At 69.5% G+C, this 21,115-nt stretch carries 16 protein-coding genes; 4 read left to right on the top strand and 12 right to left on the bottom strand.

Going from position 1 to position 21,115, the window contains the following annotated elements:
• Positions 1-18: 18 nt before the first annotated feature.
• The 6 genes from ACIGEZ_RS24425 to kdpF all read right to left on the bottom strand — a co-directional run bounded on the left by ACIGEZ_RS24425 (position 19) and on the right by kdpF (position 8,040).
• Positions 19-2,565 (bottom strand): ATP-binding protein, encoded by a 2,547-nt coding sequence (locus ACIGEZ_RS24425; RefSeq protein ID WP_399834466.1) that lies wholly within the window; start codon positions 2,563-2,565, stop codon positions 19-21.
• A gap of 80 nt (positions 2,566-2,645) precedes the next feature.
• Positions 2,646-3,350, bottom strand: a complete 705-nt coding sequence (locus tag ACIGEZ_RS24420) for a response regulator (protein WP_399834464.1) — start codon at positions 3,348-3,350, stop codon at positions 2,646-2,648.
• A gap of 147 nt (positions 3,351-3,497) precedes the next feature.
• Positions 3,498-4,133 (bottom strand): potassium-transporting ATPase subunit KdpC, encoded by a 636-nt coding sequence (gene kdpC, locus ACIGEZ_RS24415; RefSeq protein WP_399834462.1) that lies wholly within the window; start codon positions 4,131-4,133, stop codon positions 3,498-3,500.
• Between the two features lie 6 nt (positions 4,134-4,139).
• Positions 4,140-6,281: a potassium-transporting ATPase subunit KdpB gene (kdpB, locus tag ACIGEZ_RS24410; RefSeq protein WP_399834460.1), complete on the bottom strand. Its 2,142-nt coding sequence runs from the start codon at positions 6,279-6,281 to the stop codon at positions 4,140-4,142.
• Positions 6,278-7,942: a potassium-transporting ATPase subunit KdpA gene (gene kdpA / locus ACIGEZ_RS24405; RefSeq protein WP_399834458.1), complete on the bottom strand. Its 1,665-nt coding sequence runs from the start codon at positions 7,940-7,942 to the stop codon at positions 6,278-6,280. The genes kdpB and kdpA overlap by 4 nt, the downstream gene beginning before the upstream one ends.
• 8 nt (positions 7,943-7,950) lie before the next feature.
• A complete protein-coding gene (gene kdpF, locus ACIGEZ_RS24400; protein ID WP_019888110.1) occupies positions 7,951-8,040 on the bottom strand; it encodes a K(+)-transporting ATPase subunit F in 90 nt (29 codons plus the stop codon).
• 684 nt (positions 8,041-8,724) lie between these two features.
• Here kdpF and ACIGEZ_RS24395 point away from each other — a divergent pair.
• On the top strand, positions 8,725-9,153 hold the full coding sequence (locus ACIGEZ_RS24395; RefSeq protein WP_399834456.1) for a hypothetical protein: 429 nt from the start codon (positions 8,725-8,727) through the stop codon (positions 9,151-9,153).
• A 111-nt stretch (positions 9,154-9,264) separates the two neighbouring features.
• The gene (locus ACIGEZ_RS24390; protein WP_399834454.1) at positions 9,265-11,214 is read left to right on the top strand and encodes an APC family permease; all 1,950 of its coding nucleotides are present in this window, start codon (positions 9,265-9,267) and stop codon (positions 11,212-11,214) included.
• Positions 11,215-11,299: 85 nt separating this feature from the next.
• Here ACIGEZ_RS24390 and ACIGEZ_RS24385 read toward each other — a convergent pair whose 3' ends face one another.
• From ACIGEZ_RS24385 to ACIGEZ_RS24375, 3 genes are all read right to left on the bottom strand, one after another.
• Positions 11,300-11,812, bottom strand: a complete 513-nt coding sequence (locus tag ACIGEZ_RS24385; RefSeq protein WP_399834452.1) for a nitroreductase family deazaflavin-dependent oxidoreductase — start codon at positions 11,810-11,812, stop codon at positions 11,300-11,302.
• Between the two features lie 725 nt (positions 11,813-12,537).
• On the bottom strand, positions 12,538-13,065 hold the full coding sequence (locus tag ACIGEZ_RS24380) for a MarR family winged helix-turn-helix transcriptional regulator (protein ID WP_399834450.1): 528 nt from the start codon (positions 13,063-13,065) through the stop codon (positions 12,538-12,540).
• 63 nt (positions 13,066-13,128) lie between these two features.
• Positions 13,129-14,127: a PP2C family protein-serine/threonine phosphatase gene (locus ACIGEZ_RS24375; RefSeq protein WP_399834448.1), complete on the bottom strand. Its 999-nt coding sequence runs from the start codon at positions 14,125-14,127 to the stop codon at positions 13,129-13,131.
• A gap of 715 nt (positions 14,128-14,842) precedes the next feature.
• On the opposite strand from ACIGEZ_RS24375, the gene ACIGEZ_RS24370 reads away from it, so the two are divergent.
• On the top strand, positions 14,843-15,325 hold the full coding sequence (locus tag ACIGEZ_RS24370; RefSeq protein WP_399834446.1) for a hypothetical protein: 483 nt from the start codon (positions 14,843-14,845) through the stop codon (positions 15,323-15,325).
• A 55-nt stretch (positions 15,326-15,380) separates the two neighbouring features.
• On the opposite strand, the gene ACIGEZ_RS24365 is transcribed toward ACIGEZ_RS24370, so the two are convergent.
• From ACIGEZ_RS24365 to ACIGEZ_RS24355, 3 genes are all read right to left on the bottom strand, one after another.
• Positions 15,381-16,535 carry a site-2 protease family protein gene (locus ACIGEZ_RS24365; RefSeq protein ID WP_399834444.1) on the bottom strand — a complete coding sequence of 385 codons (1,155 nt, stop codon included), beginning with the start codon at positions 16,533-16,535 and terminating at the stop codon, positions 15,381-15,383.
• 591 nt (positions 16,536-17,126) lie between these two features.
• Positions 17,127-18,266, bottom strand: a complete 1,140-nt coding sequence (locus tag ACIGEZ_RS24360; RefSeq protein ID WP_399834442.1) for a hypothetical protein — start codon at positions 18,264-18,266, stop codon at positions 17,127-17,129.
• Positions 18,263-19,429 (bottom strand): hypothetical protein, encoded by a 1,167-nt coding sequence (locus tag ACIGEZ_RS24355; RefSeq protein WP_399834440.1) that lies wholly within the window; start codon positions 19,427-19,429, stop codon positions 18,263-18,265. Before ACIGEZ_RS24355 ends, ACIGEZ_RS24360 begins: the two co-directional genes overlap by 4 nt.
• Positions 19,430-19,825: 396 nt before the next feature.
• Here ACIGEZ_RS24355 and ACIGEZ_RS24350 point away from each other — a divergent pair, with 396 nt between their 5' ends.
• On the top strand, positions 19,826-20,965 hold the full coding sequence (locus tag ACIGEZ_RS24350; protein WP_399834438.1) for a hypothetical protein: 1,140 nt from the start codon (positions 19,826-19,828) through the stop codon (positions 20,963-20,965).
• The last annotated feature ends 150 nt before the right edge of the window (positions 20,966-21,115 follow it).

Raw genomic sequence — 21,115 nt, 5'->3', positions numbered from 1 at the left:
CCGGGTGGCCGGCATGGCTCAGGTGGTTGCCTCCACCGGCAGCTCCACACGGACCGGCTGGTGGGACGGCGTCTTGGGCAGCGCGATCACCATGGTCAGCCCGCCGCCGGGGGTGTCCTCGGCCGTGACGGTGCCACCCATGGCCTCGACGAAGCCGCGGGCGACCGCGAGGCCGAGGCCGACTCCGGCGCCGCGCGGGGCGTCGCCGTACCGCTGGAAGGGCTCGAAGACGCCGTCCTTGGCCTCGTCGGGGATACCGGGGCCGCGGTCGACGACGCGCAGTTCCACCCGGTCGCCGATCGCGCTGGCGGACACCAGGACCGGTGTGCCGGCGGGGGTGTACTTGACGGCGTTCTCGACGATGTTGGCGACGGCCCGCTCAAGCAGGCCCCGGTCCACCGTGACCATGGGCAGGGTCTCGGGGATGTCCAGGACGACGCTGTCCTCCGGTACGCCGCCCAGCGCCATCGGCACGACCTCGTCGACGTCGGTCTCGCGGAACACCGGCATGACGGTCCCGGTCTGCAGCCGGGACATGTCGAGCAGGTTCCCGACCAGGTGATCGAGGCGGTCGGTGCCCTCCTCGATGCCGGCGAGCAGCTCGGCCTGGTCCTCCTCCGACCATTCGACGTCGTCGGCGCGCAGGGAGGTGACGGCAGCCTTGATGGCGGCCAGCGGGGTGCGCAGGTCGTGGCTGACGGCGGCGAGGAGGGCGGTGCGGATCTTGTTGCCCTCGGCGAGCTTCCGGGCCTGGGCCGCCTCGCCGACGAGGCGCTGGCGGTCCAGGACGACGGCGGCCTGGGAGGCGAAGGCGCCCAGGATGCGGCGGTCCTCGGCGGGCAGGACCCGGCCGGTCAGGGCCAGGGCCAGGTGGTCACTGACGGGCATGTCGACGTCGGCGTCCTCGGGCCGGGCGACCGGCCGGGACGTACCGACGCTGCCCACGCAGGTCCACGGCTCGACGTCGCCGGCCCGTTCGAGCAGGGCGACGGCCTCCATGGCGAAGGTCTCCCGCACCCTCTCCAGCAGCGCTTCCAGGCTGGTGTCGCCGCGCAGCACGCTGCCCGCGAGCAGGGACAGGGTCTCGGACTCCGCCCGCAGCCGGGCGGCCTGCTGGGTGCGGCGGGCCGCGAGGCCGACGACCGACGCAACGGACGCCGCGACGGCGAAGAAGACGAAGAACGCGAAGATGTTCTCGGGGTCGGCGATGGTCCACGTGTGGACGGGGGGTGTGAAGTACCAGTTCAGGAGCAGTGAGCCGACGGTGGCCGAGGCGAGGGCCGGCCACATCCCGCCCAGCAGGGCCGCCGCGACGGTCACCGCCATGAAGAGCTGCATCTCGTTGGCCAGCCCCGTTCCGCCGCCGAACGACGTCAGCACGAGGGTGAGCAGGAGCGGCCCGACCACGCCGACGAGCCAGCCCGCCACGAGGCGTGGCCGCCCGAGGCGGCTGCGCTGCGGCTTGGGCAGCCCCCGGCCGCGTCCCACGGCGTCGTGGGTGACGATGTGGACGTCCAGGTCGGGGCCCGATTCGCGGGCGACGGTGGCGCTGACCCCGGGCCCGAACACGTACTGCCACGAGCGGCGGCGGCTCGCGCCCAGGACGATCTGGGTGGCGTTCACGCCACGGGAGAATTCGAGCAGCGCGGAGGGGATGTCCTCGCCTATGACGTGGTGGAACGTTCCGCCGAGGTCCTCGACCAACGTGCGCTGGACCGCCAGCTCCTTCGGGGACGCCGAGGTGAGGCCGTCGCTGCGGGCGATGTAGACGGCCAGGACCTCGCCGCCCGCGCCCTTCTCGGCGAGCCTGGCGGCCCGGCGTATCAGGGTCCGCCCCTCGGGGCCGCCGGTGAGGCCGACGACGATCCGCTCCCTGGAGCCCCAGATCGCGGAGACCTCGTGGTCCGAGCGGTACTGGTTGAGGTACTCGTCGACCCGGTCGGCCACCCACAGCAGGGCCAGCTCTCGCAGGGCGGTGAGGTTGCCGGGCCGGAAGTAGTTGGACAGGGCGGCGTCGATCTTGTCCGGCTTGTAGATGTTCCCGTGGGCCATCCGCCGGCGCAGCGCCTGGGGCGACATGTCGACCAGTTCTATCTGGTCGGCGTGGCGGACGACCTCGTCGGGGACGGTCTCCTTCTGCCGTACGCCGGTGATCGACTCGACGACGTCGCCGAGCGACTCCAGGTGCTGGATGTTGGCCGTCGATATGACGTCGATGCCCGCCGCGAGCAGTTCCTCGACGTCCTGCCAGCGCTTGCTGTTGCGCGAGCCGGGGATGTTCGTGTGCGGGAGCTCGTCGACCAGGGCGACGGCGGGCCGGCGGGCCAGGACGGCGTCGACGTCCATCTCGGTGAAGGTGCTGCCCCGGTACTCGATCTCGCGGCGCGGGATCTGCTCCAGGCCGTGCAGCATCACCTCGGTACGCGGGCGGTTGTGGTGCTCGACGAAGGCGACGACGCAGTCCGTGCCCCGTTCGACACGGCGGTGGGCCTCGGAGAGCATCGCGTACGTCTTGCCGACGCCCGGCGCCGCGCCGAGGTAGATCCGGAGTTTGCCGCGTCCCATGGGTGCGATCTTTCGTGTCGAAGCAGATGTTTCCGTGGCCGTCCCAGATGGCTCCGCGGCCTGCCGGAGGCTAGTGCCGCTCAGCCTTCGAAGCGGTAGCCCATTCCCGGTTCTGTGATCAGGTAGCGCGGGTGGGCGGGGTCCTTCTCCAGTTTGCGCCTGAGCTGCGCCATGTAGACGCGGAGGTAGTTCGTCCGGGCGGCGAACGTGGGTCCCCAGACTTCCTCCAGGAGCTGCCGCTGGCTGATCAGCCGCCCCGGGCTGCGGACGAGGATCTCCAGCAGATGCCATTCCGTCGGGGTTAGGCGGACCGGCTGGCCGTCACGCCGGACCTTCTTGGCCGCGAGGTCGACCGTGAAGTCCTCCGTGGCCACGGTGAGCGACCGAGGCTCGTCGGCCGGCAGCACGCCGCTCGCACCGTCCGGGGTGTTGCGCCGTACCGCGGCGCGCAGTCGGGCCAGGAGCTCGGCCATGTCGAACGGCTTGGTGATGTAGTCGTCCGCGCCCGCCTCGAACGCCTCGACCTTCTCGTGGGTGGTGCGCCGGGCCGACAGGACGACGAGAGGCACGCGGGTCCAGCCGCGCAGCGCCTTGATCACGTCGATGCCGTCCATGTCGGGCAGCCCGAGGTCGAGGACGACAACGTCCGGTCTGCGTTCGGCGGCCAGCCGCAGCGCGGTCGAGCCGTCGGGGGCCGCGTCCACCTCGTACGCACGCGCCCGGAGGTTGATCGTCAGGGCCCTCACGAGCGGCGGTTCGTCCTCGACCACCAGCACCCGGGTCATCGGGGGTGCCACCTTTCTTGTCGTCTCGTCGATGACGGAATCCGTCGGCAGGTACCGGATCCGTGGGTGGGGGATCCGCGTGTGCGGGAACCGCCGGGCGGGAGAAGTCCCGGCCCGGCGGTTCCCAGCAGCCTGTCGACGGGTCTGTCAGTGTGCGGCCAGGTCCATCAGCGCGAGATTGAGCTTGAGGACGTTGACGTGCGGTTCGCCGAGGAAGCCGGCCGTGCGGCCCTCGGTGTGGTCCTCGACCAGCTTGGCGACCTGCTGCTCGCTCAGACCGTTGGCCTTCGCGACCCGCTTGACCTGGATCTCCGCGTACTCCGGGGAGATGTGCGGGTCGATCGCGGACGCCGAGCCGGTGACCGCGTCCTTGGGGACCTCGGACTCCGGCACACCGTTGAAGGCGGCCACGGCCTTCTTGGTGTCGCCGACCATCGTGGTCAGCTTGGCGTCGGAGGCGCCGAGCTGGTTGGAGCCGGTCGCCAGCGGGTTGTACCCGCTGTTGGAGGGCCTCGGCTGGAACCACTTCGGGTCCGGCTGGGCAACCTCGTTCTCGTCGTCCGGGTTCTTCTTCGGCAGGTCCCAGCTCTGGCCGATCAGCTCGGAGCCGACCTCCTTGCCCTCGACCTTCACGATCGACCCGTTGGCCTTGTCGTTGAACAGGCCCTGCGCGATCCCCGTGACGACGAGCGGATAGATGATCCCGGTCACGACGGTGAGCACGAGCAGCATGCGCAGGCCCGCCCAGAGCAGCCGGGCCGCGTTTCCTACGGAATTGTTCATGATCGGTCAGCCGATTCCGGGGATGAGGGAGATGAGGAGGTCGATGATCTTGATGCCGATGAACGGGGCGATCAGGCCGCCGAGGCCGTAGAGGCCCAGGTTGCGGCGGAGCATCTTGTCGGCGCTGGTCGGCCGGTACTGCACGCCCTTCAGGGCGAGCGGCACGAGCGCGATGATGATCAGCGCGTTGAAGATGACGGCCGAGAGGATCGCGGACTCGGGCGAAGCCAGGCCCATGATGTTGAGCTTGTCCAGGCCCGGGTAGGCGACCGCGAACATGGCCGGGATGATCGCGAAGTACTTGGCCACGTCGTTGGCGATGGAGAACGTGGTCAGCGCGCCTCGGGTGATGAGGAGCTGCTTGCCGATCTCGACGATCTCGATGAGCTTGGTCGGGTTGGAGTCGAGGTCGACCATGTTGCCGGCCTCCTTCGCGGCCGACGTGCCCGTGTTCATCGCCACGCCGACATCGGCCTGCGCGAGCGCCGGGGCGTCGTTCGTGCCGTCGCCGGTCATGGCGACGAGCTTGCCGCCGGCCTGCTCGCGCTTGATCAGCGCCATCTTGTCCTCGGGCGTGGCCTCGGCGAGGAAGTCGTCGACACCCGCCTCATCGGCGATGGCCTTGGCGGTCAGCGGGTTGTCGCCCGTGATCATGATCGTCTTGATGCCCATGCGGCGCAGCTCGTCGAACCGCTCCCGCATGCCCTCCTTGACGACGTCCTTGAGGTGGATGACTCCGAGGACGCGCGCGCCCTTGTCGTCCTTGACCGCCACGAGCAGCGGCGTGCCACCGGCCTCGGAGATCTTGTTGGCCAGGGTGTCGGCGTCGTCGGCGACGGTGCCGCCCTGCTCGCGGACCCAGGCGATGACCGAACCGGCCGCGCCCTTACGGGTCTGCTTGCCGTCCACGTCCACGCCCGACATGCGGGTCTGGGCGGTGAACTCGATCCAGGTGGCGTGGGCGAGCTCGCCCTGGTGGCGCTCGCGCAGCCCGTACTTCTCCTTGGCGAGCACGACGATGGAGCGGCCCTCGGGCGTCTCGTCGGCGAGCGAGGAGAGCTGGGCGGCGTCGGCGACCTCGGCCTCGGTGGTGCCCTTGACCGGGACGAACTCGGAAGCCTGGCGGTTGCCGAGGGTGATGGTGCCGGTCTTGTCGAGCAGCAGCGTGGAGACGTCACCGGCGGCCTCGACCGCGCGGCCGGACATCGCCAGTACGTTGCGCTGGACCAGGCGGTCCATGCCGGCGATGCCGATGGCGGAGAGCAGCGCGCCGATCGTGGTCGGGATGAGGCAGACCAGGAGCGCCGTGAGGACGATCATCGAGGTCTGCTTGTCGGCCCCGGCGTAAACCGCGAAGGGCTTGAGGGTGACGACCGCGAGCAGGAAGACGATCGTCAACGAGGCAAGCAGGATGTTGAGGGCGATCTCGTTGGGGGTCTTCTGCCGGGCGGCGCCCTCGACCAGGTTGATCATGCGGTCGATGAAGGTCTCGCCGGGCTTCGTCGTGATCTTGATGACGATCCGGTCCGACAGCACCTTCGTGCCGCCGGTGACGGCCGAGCGGTCGCCGCCGGACTCGCGGATGACCGGGGCCGACTCGCCGGTGATGGCGGACTCGTCGACGCTCGCGACGCCCTCGACGACGTCACCGTCGCCGGGGATGATGTCGCCGGCCTCGCAGACCACCAGGTCACCGATGCGCAGCTCGGTGCCGGGGACCTGCTCCTCGCTCTTGCCGTCCTGAGTCAGGCGGCGGGCGATGGTGTCGGTCTTGGCCTTGCGCAGGGTGTCTGCCTGCGCCTTGCCGCGACCCTCGGCGACGGCCTCCGCCAGGTTGGCGAAGATCGTGGTCAGCCACAGCCAGGCGGCGATCGCCCAGCCGAACCAGTCGCCCGGGTTCTTGATCGCGAGCGCGGTGGTGACCACCGAGCCGACCAGGACCACGAACATGACCGGCGACTTGATCATCACGCGCGGGTCGAGCTTCCTGATCGCGTCGGGGAAGGACTTGACCAGCTGCTTCGGGTCGAAAAGGCCTCCGCCGACCCGTCCCGCCTCGGGCTTGTGCCCCGTGGGTACGTCACTGTGCGGGGCCGACGTCGTCGGGACGGACATGGGGTTCTCTTGCTTCTCTGTCTTGATGGTCATGACGCCAGCCCCTCGGCGAGCGGACCCAGCGCCAGGGCCGGGAAGAAGGTCAGACCGGTGATGATGAGGATGGCGCCGACGAGAAGGCCGGTGAACAGCGGCTTCTCCGTCCGCAGCGTGCCCGCGGTCTCGGGAATGGGCTTCTGCTCGGCCAGCGAACCCGCCAGGGCCAGGACGAACACCATCGGCAGGAACCGGCCGAGCAGCATGCACAGACCCAGCGCGGTGTTGTGGAACTCCGTGTTGGCGCCGAAGCCGGCGAACGCCGAGCCGTTGTTGTTCGAGGCCGAGGTGTAGGCGTACAGGACCTCGGAGAAGCCGTGCGCGCCCGTGTTGGTCATGGACGACTCGCCGTTGCCGGTGGCCATCGCGATCGCCGTGCCGATCAGCACGAGCGCCGGGGTGATGAGGATGTAGAGCGCGGCGAACTTGATCTCGCGGGTGCCGATCTTCTTGCCCAGGTACTCGGGCGTGCGGCCGACCATCAGACCGGCGATGAACACCGCGATGACCGCCATGATCAGCATGCCGTAGAGGCCGGAGCCGACACCGCCGGGCGCGATCTCGCCGAGCATCATGCCGAGCAGCAGGATGCCGCCGGACAGGCCGCTGTACGAGTCGTGGAAGGAGTTGACCGAACCGGTCGAGGTCATGGTGGTGGAGACGGCGAACAGTGACGAGGCGCCCTCGCCGAAGCGCTGCTCCTTGCCCTCCATCGCGCCGCCCGCGAGCTGCGAGGCGGTGCCCGGGTGGGCGTACTCCAGCCAGGTCACCAGGACCACGCCGACGAACCAGATGGTGCCCATGGCGGCGAGGATCGCGTAGCCCTGCTTGACGTTGCCCACCATCGTGCCGAAGGTGCGCGGCAGCGAGAACGGGATGACGAGCAGCAGGAAGATCGTCAGCAGGTTGGAGAAGCCGTTGGGGTTCTCGAAGGGGTGCGCCGAGTTGGCGTTGAAGTAGCCGCCGCCGTTGGTGCCCAGGTCCTTGATGGCCTCCTGGGACGCGACCGCGCCGGGGCTGATGGACTGCGTCTGCCCGGTGACGGTGGTCAGCTCGTGGATGCCGGCGAAGTTCTGGATCGCGCCCGCGGCCACCAGCAGGATTGCGGCGATCACCGAGATCGGGATGAGGATGCGGACGACGCCGCGGACCAGGTCGGCCCAGAAGTTGCCCAGCTCACCGGTACGGGAGCGGGCGAAGCCGCGGACCAGCGCGACCGCGACGGCGATGCCGACGGCAGCGGAGACGAAGTTCTGCACCGCCAGGCCGGCGGTCTGGGAGACGTGGCTCATCGCCGCCTCGCCCGAGTACGACTGCCAGTTCGTGTTGGACACGAACGAGGCGGCCGTGTTGAACGCCTGGTCCGGTGTGATCGCTGCGAAGCCGAGCGATCCGGGGAGGTCGCCCTGGATCCGAAGGATCAGGTAGAGGAACAGCACGCTCACCGCGGAGAAGGCCAGCACGCCGCGCAGATAGGCGGTCCAGCGCATCTCGGCGTCCGGGTTCGCGCCGACCGAACGGTAGATCCACTTCTCCACCCGGAGGTGCTTCTCGGCGGAGAAGACCCGGGCCATGTAGTCGCCCAGCGGGCGGTGGACCAGTGCCAGGGCACCAATCAGCGCCGTGACCTGGAGCACATCAGCAAGAACGGGGCTCATATCCGTACTCAGAACCTCTCCGGCTTGACGAGGGCGAGGACGAGGTAGCCCAGCAGGGCGACGGCCACGACGAGGCCGATGATGTTCTCGGCAGTCACAGCTTCGCCACCCCCTTGGCGATGAGGACCACCAGCGCGAACACCGCGATCGTGGTGACGACGAAGGCCACGTCGGCCATCGCATGCTCCTAGAAGAGGTTCGGATACGAACGGACTCCACGAGGAAACGGCATGCCTGGCGCGAAACCGATGGCCGTTGACGACGTCCTTACGCGGCGATCAGCACTCTTAACGACATCCATACGCCCGCTGCCCTGGGGCACGCGCCGAGCGAGCGACGTCAGCGCCGCAGCAAGAGGCGGACGAGAACGACCGCAGTGAGGACGAGTACGGGCAGCAGCGAGACGACCGCACCCAAAGCGTTCATGGTCACAGGCAACACCCCGAGATCGGTGGGCCGCCGCCTGGTCGGCCGAAAGCCGGGAGCGAACCCTTTCCTCCCCCCAGTGTGACCTCGCAAGGCCCCCACACAGGCCGATGACGACGGGGGTTGACACACCCCTGACGCCTGGGGCATCCGCCTTGATGCGCTTCTGACGGTCGCTGCATGGCGGACCAGGGCCCGCTACGGGGCCCGTATGGAGTGCGTCAAGAAACGGCGACGAGACGTACGAACGGCGTCAACGGAGCTTTCGTGGCCCTATATGTGTGGGTACGGTCGGCCTGCTTCTCCGTGACGAAGCGTCCGTCCGTAAAGACTCCGATGGCCCGACGGGAGAGCCCGTGACCGCTGTCCGGTGGCGCCCCTTCGCCGGCGCCGTGCGCCCCGTTCCCGAGCCGGTTCCCACGCCCTTCATCTGGGCGGGGGCGTACGGGGGAGCCCTTGTGCTCCTGGTGGCGCTCGGGGCTGCTGATGGCCTGCAACACCCGGGGTTGGCCCTGACCGCCTTCTGCTGCCTCGCCGCCGTCCTCGGTGTGATGGGGCGCGCCGCCGCGGCCCCGGGGGCGGCCCTCGTCTGCTGTCTGTTCTACAATGGCTTCGTCGTCCCCCCGAAGGGGGAGCTGCGCTGGGACGGCTACCCGGACGCGTACAGGCTGGGACTCCTCCTCATGGCTTTCGTGCTCGGCACCGGGGCGACGCGCCTCGTCAATGCCCGGGCGGCGTACCGCCGAGTGACGCCACACACCGAGCGACCCGACACCTTCGAGTGACCCGCACGGAGAACCCCGGCCCCGAGACATGGGCCGCTCGACGTGCGCCGGCCGGTCTGCGTCCGTTCGGCGTATCAGCCCTCCGGCCGTCCGTCCGTACGATGCCGGTGTGTGACGTGGCTCCCCAAGCAGATTGTCCTCGGCCGGCCTCTGCGGACCGAGCAGATGGGCGAGACGCTGCTGCCCAAGCGCCTGGCCCTGCCGGTCTTCTGCAGCGACCCGCTCTCCTCGGTCGCGTACGCCACCGAGGAGATCCTGCTGATCCTGGCGCTCGCCGGGACCGCATTTCTTGATCTGACCTGGTACATCGGCGCCGTCATCGTGGTGCTCCTGGTCGTCGTGATCGCCTCGTACCGGCAGACGTGCCACGCCTACCCGAACGGCGGCGGCGCGTACGCCGTCAGCTCGGACAACCTGGGCTCCACCGCCTCCCTCACCGCCGGCAGCGCACTCCTCGTGGACTACGTGCTGACCGTCTCCGTCTCCGTGGTGGCCGGCGTGGCGGCCATCACCTCGGCCTTCCCGGCGACCTCCGACCACGCGGTGGCGATGTCGGTCGGCTTCGTAGTACTGCTGGCCCTGATGAACCTGCGCGGGATCAGGGAGACCGGGCGGGCTTTCGCCATCCCCACCTACGGCTTTGTGCTCGGCATCTACACGATGTTCGCCTTCGCCGCTGTCCGGCTGGCGGGTGGCGCCGAGATCCGCGCCGAGTCCGCCGACCTGCCGATCCACGCGACCGGCAGCTTCGCCGGCATCGCTCTGGTCTTCCTGGCCATGCGGGCGTTCGCCTCTGGATGCACCGCGCTGACCGGCGTGGAGGCGATCAGCAACGGCGTTCCGTCCTTCACCAAACCCAAGGCCAAGAACGCCGCCACCACGCTGGCGATCATGGGCCTGTTCTCGGTGAGCATGTTCGTCGGCATCACGACTCTTGCGCTGGTCTACGAAGTGCATGTCGCCGACGACCCCACCGAACTGGGCCTGCCCGCAGGCGCCGTCGAGCCGACCGCGCTGTCCCAGATCGCCAAAGCCACCTTCGGGGATATGGAGTTCCTCTTCTACTACGTGCAGGCGGCAACCGCCGGAATCCTCATCCTGGCCGCCAACACCGCGTACAGCGGCTTCCCGATGCTCGCCTCGATCCTTGCCCAGGACCGCTATCTGCCCCGCCAGCTGCACAACCGCGGCGACCGCCTGGTCTTCTCCAACGGCATCATCCTGCTGTCGCTCGCCGCGATCGGCCTGATCGTCGCCTTCGACGCCGACGTGTCAGCGATTATCCAGCTCTACATCATCGGGGTCTTCATCTCCTTCACCCTGTCCCAGGCCGGCATGGTCAAGCACTGGAACAAGCTGCTGCCGCACACTTACGACGCCGGGGAGCGGCGCCGCATCCACCGGGCGCGGATCATCAACGCGATCGGCGCGACCTTCACCGGCATCGTCCTGGTGATCGTGCTGATCACCAAGTTCACGCACGGCGCGTACATCGTCACCATCGCCATGCCCCTGCTCTACCTCGCCATGAAGGGCATCCGACGGCACTACGACTCGGTCACCGCCCATCTGGCCGTCGCTGCCGACGCCCGCCCGGAACTCCCCTCGCGCAACCACGCCATCGTTCTCGTCTCCAGGATCCACGCCCCCACCCTGCGGGCGATCGGCTACGCACGCTCGATCCACCCCGACACGGTCAGCGCACTGACCGTCTCCGTCGACCCTGCAGAGAGCACCGCCCTGCGTGAAGAATGGGACGCTCACGACATGGGGGTTCCGCTCATCGTCCTTTCCTCTCCCTACCGCGAGATCAGTCGCCCGGCACTCGACTACATCCGCCACGTCCGCAAGGAGGGCCCGCGCGATGTGGTCACCGTCGTCGTCCCCGAGTACGTACTGGACCGCTGGTGGGGCCAACTCCTGCACAACCAGAGCGCGCTCAGGCTCAAAGCCCGCCTGCTGTTCACCCCTGGAGTCATGGTCACCAGCGTGCCGTACCTCGTGCGCTCGGAGCGCGGGCGGAATCGGGATGGCAGCCCCACAGAAGACACCTCAACGTAGGCGCATACCGATTGGCGTGCCTTCAATGCCCGGCGAAGGGATCTGGCTGCAACGGGAGTGCGAGTTTGGGCTGATGGTGCAACGTTCAGCCAGGTCTCCCCGCAGTTGACGGCGGGGACCAGGGCGTCCTCAGCCGCACGAAGGGGATCTGCTCGCCTGCCGCGCGGTAGGCCGCAGCGGTGCCGTCGACCGTGAAGCCCATGTAGTGACACAGCGCCCGGGCGGCCCGGGGATGCCGGCGGGCGTACTCGGTCATGATCCGGCCGCCTTCCTCGGGAGTGGGGAAGCCGGCCGTGACGACCTCGTAGCGGCGTCCGAACAGGATCGTCACCCGGGGGGTGTGGCGGAGATTGCGGTACCACTGGGCATTCGGGCCGAAGCCGGAGGCGACGGTCCACGTGCCTTGGTCGCGGTCGTGGGCGACCACTTCCAGCACCACTTCGTGTGAACGGCCGCTCTTCCGGCCTGTGTGGATGAGCAGCAGAAGTCGCCCGCCGAACAGCGGGCCGAGACCGGCGCGGAAGAGGTGGATCGGCACCCGGAAGAGGCGGCGTTTCCAGCCGGAGGGAGTGCGGGGGTACTGCGGTGCGCGATGCATGCGACGGCTCTCCTGGCACGGCTACGGGGCGGGTACCGGGCGGCTTCGGTTCGATAACAGCTGGTGGATGGGTGTTACTCGCTGAGGCTGAACCATTGCATAGTCTAAAGGTGAGGGCGTGGGCACGATTGAGCGACAGGCTCCCCGGCTCCGCCGGATACGCGGGCAGCCCTCCGCTGTGGCTGGTGACCGAGGGCCTTTTGGTTGCTGCCATCGGCAGCGTCCTGGTCGCCGGTGCCGGTGTCGTCGCCGTTCTCGCCGGCATGTCTCCCGCGCAGGCGGTAGCCGCGGTCGTGGTGGCCGTGACGGCCGTCGCGCTCTATCTTCTGATCATCAGGGCGGGGCACCTGCTTGTTGCGGGCATGGCGACGCTCGGCATCGTTCTTGCTCCAGGCGTCTCGGGGGCTGCCGCCGAGGTGGTACTGGTGGGAGCGGGGGCGAACTCAGGACGTGGTCGTGACCGCGGTCGCGTACGAGCCGGCGGGCACACCCTCGTACTACTGCTCCGTCCGGCACCAGGACGGTTCTCCCATGGAGGCGAGGCTCTGGAGAGGGTGCGGGCCCTCCATGGTTCCCGGGGACCTCATCGGCATGGTCTACGACCCTGCCGGGAGGGTGGCGCCGCGCGGTGTCCAAGGGCCGGGCGCGCTGCTGTGGGGACTCGGCCGGACGGTGATCCTGCTTCTTGTGTTCGCCGTGGTCTGTTTCGTCGCCGTCGTGCGGTCCTACCGAGTGCTGTCCGACGGGTCGGACCAGCCGAGGGGATACGACCCCATGTCTCCTTCACCGAAGGCCGGTTCCTGACCCGCGGCGTTGAAGGCGTCGAGGGCGTCAACGAGGGCTCTGCGCTGAGCGGGGTCGAGGCGACGCAGAATGGTCGTGATCTCCGTGCGCCGGCGGGCGGTCACGTCCTGGACGACACGGCCTCCCTCCTCGGTGAGGCGGAGGACGGTCTCGCGCCGGTTCACCGGGTTCGTGCTCCGGCTCATCAAGCCCGAGGCGATCAGCCGGTCGACCATCCGCATGGCAGTGGACGGCTGGACACCGAGGTGCTCGGCCAGGGCCACCAGTTTCGACGGGCCGTGGGTGGACAACACCACCAGCATGCGGAACTGAGGCAGGGTGATGTTCTCCTCGACGGTCGCGAGCGACCGGGCCGAGACCGCGACCAGCAGCCGGGACGCGGTCAGTACCGCGCGCGTGACAGCCTCGATGTCGTCGTGTGGCGGGTGAGTCTCGTCGTGCTCTCGCATACGAACCTTTGTACCGCGTGCCGGGATGTCGGTCGGTCCCGGTCGGGTCGGGCTGATGTCTCGTCAGGAGCGGTAGCGCAGCAGCAGCATGGCGGCGTCGTCCCCGAGAGGTCCCCCGGCGTGCGCGACGATGTCGCTGTGCAGGGCGTCGAGGGCGAGTTCGGGGCTGTCCGCCTCCAGCAGGTGGAGCCGGGAGGCGAGGGGATAGAACTCACCCCGGCCGTCGCGGGCTTCGGTGACTCCGTCCGTGTACAGCAGGAGCTGTTCGCCGGGGTGGAACGTCGTGCTCAGCGTTTCGGGTCCTTCTGCTCCGTGGATGCCCAGGCCGAGTGGCAGTGCTCGTCTATTCGGCGAGAGGAAGCGAGCGCTGCCGTCGGCGTGGACGAGCAGGGGAGAGGGGTGACCGTAGTTGAGCAGGGCCACGGTCCGGTCCTCCCGCACCTCGGCGATCACCGCGGTGACGAACCGCTCCCCGCACAAGGTGCGGTTCATGGCCCTCTCCAGCCGGGTGCTGACACCCGAAAGGTCGGGTTCGTCGTGGGCGGCTTCCCGGAAGGCCCCGAGCACGTCCGCGGCCGTCTCGACGGCATCCAGCCCTTTGCCCTGGACGTCGCCGACGATGACGCGTACGCCACCGGGCGAGGTGACCACCTCATACAGGTCCCCGCCGATCCGGGCCTCCGCGACCGCGGCCGTGTACGAGACGGCGGCGGTCAACTCACCGGCGGTACGAGGCACGGGGCGGAGCAGAACGCGCTGTGCCACCTCGGCGATCGAGCGGACACTGGCCAGTTCCGCCTCACGGCGACGCCGCATGACGGCGGCGACCAGGCCGGCGGCGGTGACCCCGGCCACCGAGACCAGCGCGGTCGTCCCGCGCCGCCCGGGGAACAGGCCGTCGTACCAGCCGAGCGCAAGGCAGAGGGACAGAGCCAGTCCGCCGATCAAAGCGGTGCGGCGTGGTCCCCCGGTGAGCCCGGCGAACGCGGGCCCCAGCGCCACGAGCGGCAGCAGCCCGACGGTCGGGCCGGCGGCGATGTCAGCGATCGCAGTGGCAGCCATGACGACGTACGGGAGTCGGGACATGGGGCGTGTTCCGGACGGCTGCTGGTTGGACAAATTACTCCCCTGGTGGATCCCGATCCCGTGTAGCGCCCGTTCTGCATGCCCGGCACATTCCTGCGGTATCCGGCGAAGGCTCCTGGTCACCTTTAGCCTATGCAATGATCTCGTGAGAGTCGGGGCGGCTTCGCGAAGGGGTTACCGAATCGATTCCGTGGGCGGCGTGTCGAGGCCGACTCTCCGGGCCGGCGATTCACGGAAGCACAGCGGAGTCTGACTGCGTGTCCCCCCGCCCGGCCATCGGCCCTGCCAAGGGGGAGGCGGGACTTGCCGACGCAGTGCTGCTTCGAGGCCGAAGCGTGACCTGGGGAGATGCTGGACCGCGACCCTCCCTGGCTACGTTGCCCGTACGGTCCTTGCCACCCCACACCCCAGGAGAAACGGAATGCGCCGTGCCCGCGGCATTGTCATCGGCTGCACGGCTGCGGTGCTGCTGACGTCGGCACTCACGGGCTGCGACGGCAAGGACGGAGCGGACAGCGTCCCGGCGCGCGCATCGGTGTCGCCCCGGCCGGCGCCACCGGAGCCGGCGTCGTCCGTATCGGCTGCCGTCTCCCCTTCTGTCCCACCGTCCCGTTCACCTTCGCCGAGCGCGGATCCGATCCCGACTGCCGCGACCCGGTCACCCGCCGGGACACCTGAGGTCACCCGGCCCGTGGCCCGGCCGACGTACCTGTCCATGGCGGTGACCACACCGGGCGGCCGCCTGGAACTCCTGCGCGGAGGACCCGCGCAGGAGTTCACGATCATCCTGCGGAACGGGAACACCAGGGTGTACGAGCACCTGCTGCCCGTCTTCCAGATGGAGATCCTCGTGGACGCCGTCCCGGCCGCCGAGCGCCCGGCGCAGGACGGGTTCGTCCTGGAACGGTGGGACCGCGCGACCGGGACGTGGCGCGCCGAACCGCTGCGCATCGCCAACGACGTACCGGACTACTCCGCGTACGGAGGGGGCCGCGCGCTGGCGCGTGACGCCGTGCGCGCGGAGCGGTACCGGTTGCGGGCTCTGGAGTCCGGACCGGTGGGGAGCACCCCGCTGATGGTGAGCGTCGTCGACACCGACGCGCCCGCGGGGGCTTCGCTCCAGCGCGTGCGTCCCGCGTACGCGAGCCTTCCGCACGCCACGCGACGGAGCTGACCGTCGCCGTGCGGTGTCCGTCACCGCTCAGCCGTCGCCACAGCCTGGAGTTTCATCAGCTGTCCGTACCGTCGTTCGGTCCGCCGTTCGTGCCGCGCAGTGAGCGCCGCTGGACGAGCCGGGTGATGTCACCTGTAGTGATGATGCCCACCAGAAGCCCGCCTTCGGTGACGAGGATCCGTATGCCGCTCCTGCTCGGGCGGGCCTTGTCGAGGACGCCTTCCAGAAGCTCGTCCGGCGTGCAGGTGGTGCACCGCGACAGCGGGGTCGCCACGTCACGTACACGCAGTTCCTCGCGCTGCGCAACGGGAATCCTCGCGAACTGCGAGAGGTCGACCAGGCCGCTGGGGCGGCCCCCGAAGTCGATCAGGGGCAGGGTGGAATGGCGGGCCCGCATCGCGACCTCGTCGATGCAGCGTTCCACGGTGAGCCAGTCGGGGCAGGTCTCCACCGGGCTCGACATGGCGTCGGCCGCTCGTACCCCGTGCAGGGCCACGGCCATTCCGGCCTGCCGTCGTTCCGCGTTGGCGACGATGAGGACGAAGAAGCCGATGATCATCAGCCAGAGGCCGCCCAGCGCGCCGCGCAGGACGGAGACCCAGCCGCCGGCGATCAGCAGGAAGCCGAGTACCTGGCCGCTGCGTGCTGCTGCTCGCTCGGCCCTCTCCCGGTCTCCGGTACGCCACCAGATCACCGACTGCACCACACGGCCTCCGTCGAGCGGTGCGGCGGGCAGCAGGTTGAACACTCCCAGCAAGAAGTTCACCCACGCCAGCCAGACCAGGACGGCCGCGGGCACCGCCCAGCCGAACAGCGCGTTCAGCCCGACGCCCGCGCCGAGCGCCGCTCCGCCGACGACAAGGCTGGTGAGCGGCCCGCCGACGGCCACCAGGAAGGCCGCGCCGGCCGTGCGCGGCTTGCCCATCTGGGTCACTCCGCCCAGCGCCCAGAGCGTGACGTCCTCGACGGGGATGTCCTTCCTCCGGGCGATGAAGGCGTGCGCTGCCTCATGAGCCAGCAGGCTCCCCATGAGCAGCAGGGCACCCACCAGCCCGGCGGCTGTGTACACGGCGTTCGACCGGTCCGGAAGCCAGGCGGGGAGCGTCTGCGCTCCCAGGCTGTATCCGAAGAACACCACGAGGAGGGGCACGGTCCAGTGGACGCGCAGCGGCACGCCGAGAACCCGCCCTATCCGTACCGAGCCGTTCATCGCCGTCTCCCGTGGCTGGAGCAGGCGGTCCTCCGCCCCGGCCGCAGCCCTCGGGGCGCTCCCGGTGACCGGATCGGTACGGTGTCCGTCTACTCAAAGTGTTGCTCGACGGGCGCGTGTCTGGCGCGCCCGTCGGCGGCAGCAGCGCCCGTCACGACGGCGTATCCCACTTCCAGCTGTGGCTCCCGCGCGAGCACGACTGCGACTGCCGTCCCTGCCGCCTTCCGGCTCCGTCCCGGCTTCATGTTCGTTGCCTTTCCTCACGGTCGTGGTCGTGCGGCTGATCAGAGGTAGTGCTGGAGCAGGATGGCCGCGCTGACTCACCCCGAAGACCACCATGAACCGGAGTCCTCCAGATCGGCCGCCCCCGCATACTGGCCAGGGCCGGGCGCTGATCTGCAACAGGTCCCCTGGCTTCTCCCCCTGGTAGCAGTCGACGCGTGCCCGCTGAGTGCGGGACGAGTCCCAGGGGGCCTGCGAAGTCACCCGGCACGATTCACTTGGGCGTCAGCGGCAGGGCCCCGCCTGGGCAGGCGCCAGGACGAGCGCTCTCCCTGCCGACTCGGTCCGTCGTCGCACGGTTCCCCTCTGTCACGGTGCGGTCGTTGCTGTGGGCGCGGTGCAGTGGTGGGCGGCGGCGGAGCGCTCGGCGAAGACCTCCAGTACGGAAAGCGCGTACGTCCGGTCCGCGTCCGACCTCTTGGCCTCGTCGCCGTTCGAGACGAGTGAGAAGAAGGCGGGTTCACTGCTGCCAGGGCAGGTGGCGGTGGTCCAGTAGCGGCCGTCCCGGAGAAGACCCGACCGCTGCCCGGATGCGATGGGATCGGGGTCCCCGGAGCGCTCGGCGTAGTCGTGGCGCGCACTCTCCGCGTACGGGCCGTAGTGCGCGGCGAGCCGGTAGGTGGTGTGGCCCTCGGTGTCGCCCAGTACGCATTCCTCGAGCGGCGCGGTGCCGCGTTCGCTCTCCCAGGTCCGTGCCACTGCCTTCCGCCGGGCGGTGATTCCGGAGCAGGTTCCCCTGGCGTCCGCCGGGGCCACGTACTCGTCCTTGTTCACCGGCAGGGGCGCGGTGGTCAGCGCCTTCCCGAGGTCGGCGTCGCAGTTCCATCGCTGGGAGGCGTTGGCGGCCGTGTCGGTGGCGATGCGCGCGAAGGCGGTGCGGCGCTCGGGGTTGTCGAGGGGGTTGTCGTCCAGGTATCCGTCCACAGCGACCGAGACGGTGACGAGCAGGTCGCCGCGGCCCGGTGCGCAGTCCAGCAGGACGGCGGTGGTGGCCTCGGCCTCGCCGTGGGAGTCGCCCGCGCTGAAAACGCCGTTCCATCCCTGCCCCAGAGGGGCGGGCGGCAGTTCGGATCGCACCGAGGGGTAGAGGCTCTCGTACCGCCGGTCCTCGCGGTCGAGGGTCGGTACGCCATTGATGGTGACCGTCACCGATCCGTCGTCGACGGGCTTGCCCGCGTTCTTCTCGGTGTCCCGACTGATGCCACACACCACCCGCAGCGAGGTCGCGGTGTCGTCGAGGCTTCCCTGGCTGTCTTCGTCGCCGGCCTTCAGGTGGCGTTCGCCGAGGATGGAACGCACCTGGTCGGCGGGAAGTACGCCGTCACACGCGCTCGTGAGCAGTCGTCCGCTCGACCAGCGGTCGTAGCCGCCGCCGAACCAGAAGAAGCCGCTCGCGAGCAGCACCAGCGCACCCAGCCCCGCTCCGGCCCTCGCCACGTGTCGCTTCATCGGAGCCACTGCTCCACCTCACCCAGGATCTTGGTGTCGCGGCAGCGCGAACGCTGCGGCCAGCCGTCCGCCGCCGCCAGATAGCGGTCGAGCGCGGCGCGCGCGTCCGTCGAGAACCTCTTGCGGACATGGGCTTCCACGACAACTTCCTTCTTGTCGCCGAAGGAGAGTGCCGGGGTGACGGTGATCCGGTGGTAGCTCGGGCTGCCGTCACACACCGACTCGGCCCACAGGGCCAACGCGGGAGGGATACCCGAGTCCTTGATCACCACGCTGCCGGCCGGGGTGGTGGGTGCCGGCGTGCGCCGTCCGGGGGCGGTTCCGGCGTAGGTATGCCGCTCGTACGCGCCACGGGCGAACTCACCCGACCAGCTCTCGGCCGTCACACCCACCACGGGCATGGCGGGAGGGGCTCCGTATCCGGCGATGTGGCCGGTGCAGGACCCGACTCGCTGGTCGTACGTGCCGTCCCCGGAGAACTCCCATTCCTCCTCGGCGAATTCCAGCTCGTCCGGGTCCATCCACGCACAGAGTTTCGTCGGCGTGGGACCTTCGACCGGGCGGGGCGTGGCGTTGGTACGGATCGGCTCGCGGCCGCAGTTCTGCTGCCCAATGACCCAGTTGGCGATGCCCACCGCAGTGCGGGCCGCGACGAGATGATCGGAGGCGGGGACGTCGTACTTGCTGTCCGCCTTCGACGGCAGCTCCACCGAGACCTGGAACCTCTCGGACGGCCGGCTCCGGCCGGGCAGCCCGCGAGGGCATGCCACCTGCAACGAGGCACTGACCTCACTGCCGTTGACCCGGTCGTCGGCCCCGGTACTGCCCCTCGCGCCGGGCGGAAGGGGCATCGGGAAGTCGCCGACGGACCTGTCACCCGCGTCGGCCACCGCGACCTGCGACGCGATCAGCGCTTCCACACGCACCTGAACCAGCGTCTCGGGCTCCCACCGCCCGGCACCCCAGGACAGCGTGCAGTTCAGCAGCGCCCGGCTCTCCTGGCCCGGGTCGATCATCGTGCCGTACTCCTCCAGCGCCCCGGCGCTGTTCCCCGGCACGAAGCCCCGCAACTGCTCACCAGGCAGCAACCCCGCGCAGGCACGCTCCAGTTGATCCAGATTGGCCGCGCGCTGCTGTGTCCGACCGGCCGTGAACCACACCACGATCCCGGCGACGACGGCCGCGAGCGTCCCTCCGACTATGACGTAGAAGAGCCATCTGCGCCCCCGTATGCCTGGCATTGCGTGCCCTTCCCTGCTGATCCGGCCGAGGACCTTATCAAAGGCGCTCGCGACGGGGTGTCACCCCTCCTTACGTCGGCAGGCAGTGGCCCCGCAGACTGCCGGATCCCGGCATGGTGACCGGTCACAGCTACTGAGAACATCTCGGCGAGACCACTGTGAAGGCGGCGGCCATGTCCACGTGATGCGGCGGGGGAGGGGGCAGGGCGGTGGGTAGCACCAAGCGGCGCCGGCTGACCCGTTGAGTTTCAGGCGCACAGTAGATGGGAGGCTGGTTGCTCTGTTGCGGAAGTGGTGTTCGGGATAGCGGGGGAACGCATGGGGGATTGGGCATTGCGGCACCGTAAGTGGCTGTGGAGTTTGGCCTGTACGGGGCTCGTATTGGTCATCGTCGGGTTCGCGGTCCGGGCGCCGGTGAAGGATTGGTGGCTGGCACGTGAGGCGTGCGGGGGCGCCTTGCCCAGTGGCGACCTGAAGACGGTACGGACGGACGCGCGGCTCGGCTCGGAACGGGAGTCCTTCGACGAGGACCTCGGCGAGTATCACTGCGTGCTGGCGAGCGACGGGGACAAGGTCGTGGTCGCGGTCGACGCCTATCCGCCCGGAGCGGCCCGTGACGAGGAGCTGCGGTTCGTCGCGGCGTACTATCCGCCGCACGCCGTGCTGCCGGGCGGTCTGCCCGGATTCGAGGACGAGAACAGCCGGGTCTTCTTGATGCCTGAGTGCCCGAATCGCGTCAAGGGCGCGCTCAGGAAAGACCATCGGGTGCTGGTGACCACGTGGACCTACTTCGCTGAGAGCCGTGAGGAGAAAGCGGCCATGCTGCGGCTCGCGGTACGGATGACGAACGAGGTGACCACGAAGCTCGGTTGTGGTGGAGAGCCGCTGACCGCACCGAAGGACGGTGCGGTCCCGGACACCGGCCGGTTCGTGCCTCGCGCGGACGCGAAAGGCACCGCCTGCAGCGCTCTTGCCACTACCCACGTCCCGGCGGAAGGCCGCGACGGGGAGGTGCGCATCGCCATCGCGGACGGCGGGATCGTCGGACGGTGCACCCTGCACGCGGCGAGGGGCGAAGATTCGTACCGTTTCGACGGGCGGGGCCGACCGCTCGTCGAACTCACCAGTTGGCGCGGGGACTGGGGCACGCGCGTCCGTGAGATGGGCTCCGGCCCCGACCCGCTGCCGATGGGCGACGGCGCTTGGAAGCCCGCGCTGACGGAGCACAGAGCGTGGGCCGTCGCCCGGTGCGGCGGAGACAATGTCGGTTTCGCCGCGCACTGGGGCTACGACGACCGCCCCCGCGAGAAGCGCGAAGCGGACAAGAGAGACCAGCCTCCGACCGAGGCATCGCAACGAGCGCAGCGCGTGCTGCTACGCGAGTACGTAGCCGCGTTCGCGAAGGACCAGGTCCGGCGCGGGCACTGCACCGGGTTGGAACTGCCTGAGAGTCCATGAGGCCCGGTCTTGTACTCCCTGGTATTGCGCGGCACCACGGTGGCCGGCCCTGAGCAGAGGAGCGGAGTGATCAGCATGTGCATCCGTACGGAGGGCGAGACTGCGGCCGGCGTACATGGCACCCCCTCGCGCCGGCGCTCCAGGATCGGG

Origin of the sequence: Streptomyces sp. NPDC085481, from assembly GCF_044541845.1 — a bacterium.
Lineage (GTDB): Bacteria > Actinomycetota > Actinomycetes > Streptomycetales > Streptomycetaceae > Streptomyces.
The sequence above is the reverse complement of the archived record's forward strand: the minus strand, read 5'-3'. Positions and strand labels throughout refer to the sequence as shown.